This is a genomic window from Hydrogenovibrio sp., assembly GCF_049975065.1.
GTDB lineage: Bacteria > Pseudomonadota > Gammaproteobacteria > Thiomicrospirales > Thiomicrospiraceae > Hydrogenovibrio.
On the sequence record NZ_JBNGDN010000111.1, the window covers coordinates 1 to 5340 of the forward strand.

At 52.8% G+C, this 5340-nt stretch carries 3 protein-coding genes; 1 reads left to right on the forward strand and 2 read right to left on the reverse strand.

The window, feature by feature from the left end; all coding sequences use genetic code 11:
* Window positions 1-162 precede the first annotated feature (162 nt).
* Window positions 163-1806 carry a phosphoglucomutase (alpha-D-glucose-1,6-bisphosphate-dependent) gene (pgm, locus tag ACP5D0_RS09820; RefSeq protein WP_472365599.1) on the forward strand — a complete coding sequence of 548 codons (1644 nt, stop codon included), beginning with the start codon at window positions 163-165 and terminating at the stop codon, window positions 1804-1806.
* 24 nt (window positions 1807-1830) lie between these two features.
* Here the strand turns inward: pgm and ACP5D0_RS09825 are convergent, their stop codons facing one another.
* Window positions 1831-2145 carry a HigA family addiction module antitoxin gene (locus ACP5D0_RS09825; RefSeq protein WP_472365600.1) on the reverse strand — a complete coding sequence of 105 codons (315 nt, stop codon included), beginning with the start codon at window positions 2143-2145 and terminating at the stop codon, window positions 1831-1833.
* Between the two features lie 152 nt (window positions 2146-2297).
* Window positions 2298-4907, reverse strand: a complete 2610-nt coding sequence (locus tag ACP5D0_RS09830; RefSeq protein ID WP_472365602.1) for a methyl-accepting chemotaxis protein — start codon at window positions 4905-4907, stop codon at window positions 2298-2300.
* Window positions 4908-5340: the final 433 nt, after the last annotated feature.

The following is a 5340-nucleotide window of genomic DNA, read 5'->3' on the forward strand; positions in this document are numbered from 1 at the left end:
CGTGACTTCGCGTCTTCGTGGTTCAAAACCAAATACCACCAGGCCTGGCAAAAACGCCATTTCTTGAAACCTTTATGAAACGCCGGAATTGGCTGGGATTTTTTAAAAGGCCGTGGTTATAATGGGGAACAACTGCTAATCAGACCAATAAAAGGATGCGCTATGCCACTTTCGCCTTACGCCGGAAAACCCGCCCCACAATCCATTCTGGAAAACATACCCAAACTGATGACCGACTACTACAACCTGATTCCCGATGCCCGCAATCCGGATCAGGCGGTCGCCTTCGGCACTTCCGGTCACCGTGGCAGCGCCAGTAAAACCGCCTTCAATGAAAACCACATCGCCGCCATTTCGCAAGCAATTGTCGAATACCGCGACGCGCAAGGCATCACCGGCCCTGTTTTTATTGGCATGGACACCCACGCCTTGTCGGAAGCCGCCCACGCCACCGCCATTGAAGTCTTTGCCGGCAACAGTCTGAATGTCATAATCCAAGGCCATGGCCGTTACACGCCGACGCCGGTGGTTTCGCACGCCATTCTGACGTATAACGCAAACCGCACAGACGGTTTGGCCGACGGCGTCATCATCACGCCATCCCACAATCCGCCGGAAGACGGCGGCTTTAAGTACAACCCGCCCAACGGCGGCCCAGCCGACACCGACGCCACCGACGCGATTCAAAACCGCGCCAATGAGATTCTGATCTCCGACATGCAAGCCATCAATCGTATGCCGCTGAGCGAGGCCATGGCTTCCGAATTCGTCAAAGCCGAAGACCTCGTTATGCCGTATGTTAAAGATCTCGACAAAATCGTCGATATGAAGGCCATCAAAGACGCCGGACTCAAGCTGGGCATCGACCCGCTCGGCGGCGCGGCGGTGGATTACTGGCAACCGATTGCCGACCATTACGGCTTGAACCTGGAAATCGTCAACAAACACGTCGACCCGACCTTCTCGTTTATGACCGTGGATAAGGACGGAAAAATCCGCATGGACTGCTCCTCGCCTTACGCCATGGCCAGTCTGATTGCGCTGAAAGACGATTACGACATCGCTTTCGGCAACGACACCGACACCGACCGCCACGGCATTGTCACCCCGTCGGTCGGTTTGATGAATCCGAACCACTATCTCGCCGTCGCCATTCAATACTTGTTGACCCACCGCCCGAACTGGTCGGCGGACGTTAAAATCGGTAAAACACTGGTCTCCAGCTCGATGATTGACCGCGTCGTCGCCTCTTTGGGCAAAACCCTGGCGGAAGTGCCGGTCGGTTTCAAATGGTTTGTGGACGGCTTGGTGTCCGGCGACTACGCCTTTGGTGGCGAAGAATCCGCCGGGGCGTCTTTCCTGAAAATGGACGGCACTGTTTGGAGCACCGACAAGGACGGCATTATTATGAATTTATTGGCGGCGGAAATCACCGCCGTCACCGGCAAAGACCCAGGCCAACTGTATCAAGAGCTAACTGAACAATTCGGCCACCCGGTATACAGCCGCATCGACGCACCGGCCAACCGTGAACAGAAAGCGATTTTGAAAAACCTGTCGCCGGAGATGGTCAAAGCCGACACTTTGGCGGGTGAGCCGATTCTGGACAAACTCACCCACGCTCCGGGCAACGGCGCAGCCATCGGCGGCTTGAAAATCACCACCGAAAACGGCTGGTTCGCCGCCCGCCCATCCGGCACCGAAGACATCTATAAAATTTACGCCGAAAGCTTTAAAGGCCAATCGCATTTAGATGAGATTCTAAACGAAGCGCAAGCGATTGTGAGTGAGGCGTTAAAGAGTTAATACCGAGGGGTTAAGACCGAAAGGTTAAGACAGCGTTTGACCGCTTGCAGATGATTGAAAAGGGGTGATGGTGGCCATCACCTCCGCCAGTTTGATTTCAGCCACTTCCGTATCGTGCTCGACCTGAGCACGCAACCAATACCCTTTCGACAAACCGAAAAAACGGCACAGCCGCAAGTCCGTATCGGCGGTGATGGCTCGCTTTCCGGCGACGATTTCACTGATGCGTTGCGCTGGCACATGAATTTCTTTCGCCAAACGATATTGCGAAAGCGCCATCGGCTTTAAGAATTCTTCCAATAAAATTTCACCCGGTGTGACGGGCTGTAGCAACTCCATATTCAACTCCTTACGCCGATTCAATGATAATCGACAATTTCAACGTCTTGTGCACCCAATTCCGTCCAGACAAAACACAAACGATAATGGCGCCCTTTCCGCCAGGCCTGGTGGATTGGGGCGCTTTATGGGGTTGAGCGGATAAGAGCGGATTAGCTCAGTCGTTGGGTCTGTCCGGCGCGGACAATGTCGCCTTCCAGGGTACGAATGGCTTGCACCACCTCTAGGCTGAGCGCATCCAACTGACCCAGCTCAATTAAGGCTTGATCCATGTCACCGGCTTCTTCCAGCTGTAAAATCTGGCCGATAAAGCTGTGCAGCTCAGCATGGACTTTTTCCAAAGCACGATAAGAATTTAAGCCGCTGTAGGCGCGTCCTTCGCCATAAATCCATTGCCCCAATTCACAGCGTGAACCGTCGGTGGCGGTCACAGGGTCGATGTCGGATTTCAAGCCGTTCAAATAGGCATTGACCTTCACCCGCCACAAACGGTGGGCGCGTCGAGCCTGGGTAAAGTCGAAACCGGCGGTATCCGCCGCACTGAAAATTGCCTGGGTCGCGCTTTCGGTGGTTTCAAAGTGGCTGACGGTGTTCATCATGTCGGTTGACATATGTCCCAACTGTTCGGAAATGGCGGTGGATTCTTCCACCAGCGCCGCATTCTGCTGCACCGCACTGTCGATATTGCCGATGGCCTGATTAATCTGATCAATGCCATCCGCCTGCTCGTGACTGGAACGCGCCATTTCATCAATCAGCTTATTCACATCCTGAATCGACTGTGCAATGCTGTTCAAGGACTCGCCTGAGCCTTTGACAAAATGCGTGCCTTCGGTGACCTTATGCACCGTGTCTTCAATCAGCCCGCGAATTTCCTTGGCGGCATCCGACGACTTTTGTGCCAGATTACGCACCTCACCCGCCACCACCGCAAAGCCGCGCCCGTGTTCTCCGGCACGCGCCGCTTCCACCGCCGCATTCAATGCCAGCAAATTGGTTTGGAACGCAATGCTGTCAATCAAACTGATAATATCGTTAATGCGCTCACTGGACGCTTGAATCTGCGACATGGACTCGATCGCATTGGCCATCACACTGACGCCTTCCTCAGCCAGGTTGGCGGTCTGATGCGTCACCTGACTGGCTTCCACAGCATTGTCGGCATTTTGTTTGACCTGAGCGGTGATCTGCTCCATGGTGGCCGCCGTTTCCTCAATGGAGGCCGCCTGCTGCTGAGTGCGGTCATTCAACTGAATGCTGGACTGACTCATCTCCCCTGCGCCGTCGCCGACCAGGGTTACGGCGCGTTTGGTTTGATTAATCATGGAACCCATGTTTTCACAGGCCACATTCAATGCATCTTTCAATACCGAAAAACGGCCATACAATTCGCCTTCAACGCGTTGCGTCAAGCGCCCTTCGGAAATCGCCAAACCGACTTCAATCGCCTGATTGATCGGCACTTCAACCGTTTCCAGCAAGCTGTTGATCGCTTCGCTGACCTCTTTGATCACGCCTTCCACCTGATTGGTGTCAATGCGGCGTTCCAGATTGCCCGCTCGAGCACCGTCAATGGTGGCTTTCACCTGATCCAGCAACACCACCTCCGGTGTGCGATCTCGCCATTCCACCGACAAGCCTACCGAATTGCCATTTCGATTAAAGACGGGGGTAATCAATAGCTCAACGTGAATATCCCCCACCGTCAAATCCAGCGACGTAGGCTCCTTCAACTGCGCCAGCATACTCCGCTGATGGCCTGGGTTTTTGTGGAAATCGTCAATATTGCTGCCGACAATGTTTTCCGTGCGAAAATCGGGTAACAAGGTTTGCAGCTTGGCTTCACGCGCTTTAAAAAAGCGCTCCATATTTTGGTTGATGTAAGTAATATTGTAGTTAGCATCGGTCATCATGACATTGGCGGAAACACGATCCAGCCCTTCTTGCGTCTGCCGCGCCTTATCCAACTGTTCAAGAGCGGACTCCTCAATATAGCGCGCACCAATCGCCGACGCGATGATGGTGTCGTGGAAACGCCCTTTGAAGCTCAAATTATCGGTATTCTGCAACCCAATCATTTCGCCGGACGCAATTTTTTTCAAATCTTCCTGCCGAGCGGTGCAATCCTTTGTCAGACTGCGCATCATCCAGAAAGGCGGAATCAAAAACAGCGCCGCCAGTACCAGCGCCTCCCAAATCGGCTGATTGGCCAAAATTGTCAGAACCGTGGTGGGCAAAACCGCAAACACAGTCAAAAACAATAGTAGCTGAAACTCGGGGCGCCAAGTCAAAAACGGATTGAGTCGCTGCCAATCCACACCGGAATAAAGGCGCGCCTTGCGAATTTTCAAACGACCGCGCGAGATGTCTTCATACGCCTGTGCCGCCGCCTGTTTTTCCGCCGCCGTGACACTGGTGCGATACGACATATAACCGGTGACCTGCCCTTCCTTGTAAACCGGCGTGACATTGGCGCGCACCCAATAATAACCGCCGTCTTTGCGACGATTCTTCAGAATCTGCGACCAGGTACTACCCTGTTTCAGGGTCGCCCACAGATCCTTGAACACCGCTTCCGGCACACTCGGGTGCCGCACCAAGTTGTGCGGCTGCCCCAGCAGCTCGTCACGGGTAAACCCACTGGCCGTTTCAAAGGCATCATTCACTTCGATAATATTGCCGTGCAAATCGGTTTTGGACACCAACACCATTTGTTCCGTAATCGGATATTCGTCTTGTGTCACAGGTTGATTGTTGCGCATATTGAATCCTTAATCGATATTGAGCCAAACCATAAGTTAAAAACTATATTACACAATATACAATATTAATACAAGAGTTATACATGACAATTTTAAAGCTATAAAATCCATTTGCTCGCCCCCACTAAGGCCAGTTGGAACGAAAGAATTTAATCCTAAACCACACAAAGGACAAGGCCGTGACACACAGATGACACTAAAATGAAAAAAGCGCGGAAGGCGCGCTTTTGAATCGAAGTTTTGTACTCGTTCCCACGCTCCCTCGTGAGAATGCAGACCGGTGGTTCGTTAAAAAAGGACTGACTTAAAGCGGCGCACACCTGACCGATTGGTATGCGTTCCCACTGAGGACAGTGGGAACGAAAAATACAGAGTTTTACCAGGCCTGGCGGTTTCAGCCATTCGGTTGCAGGCTGTTTGTGACCGCTTCATG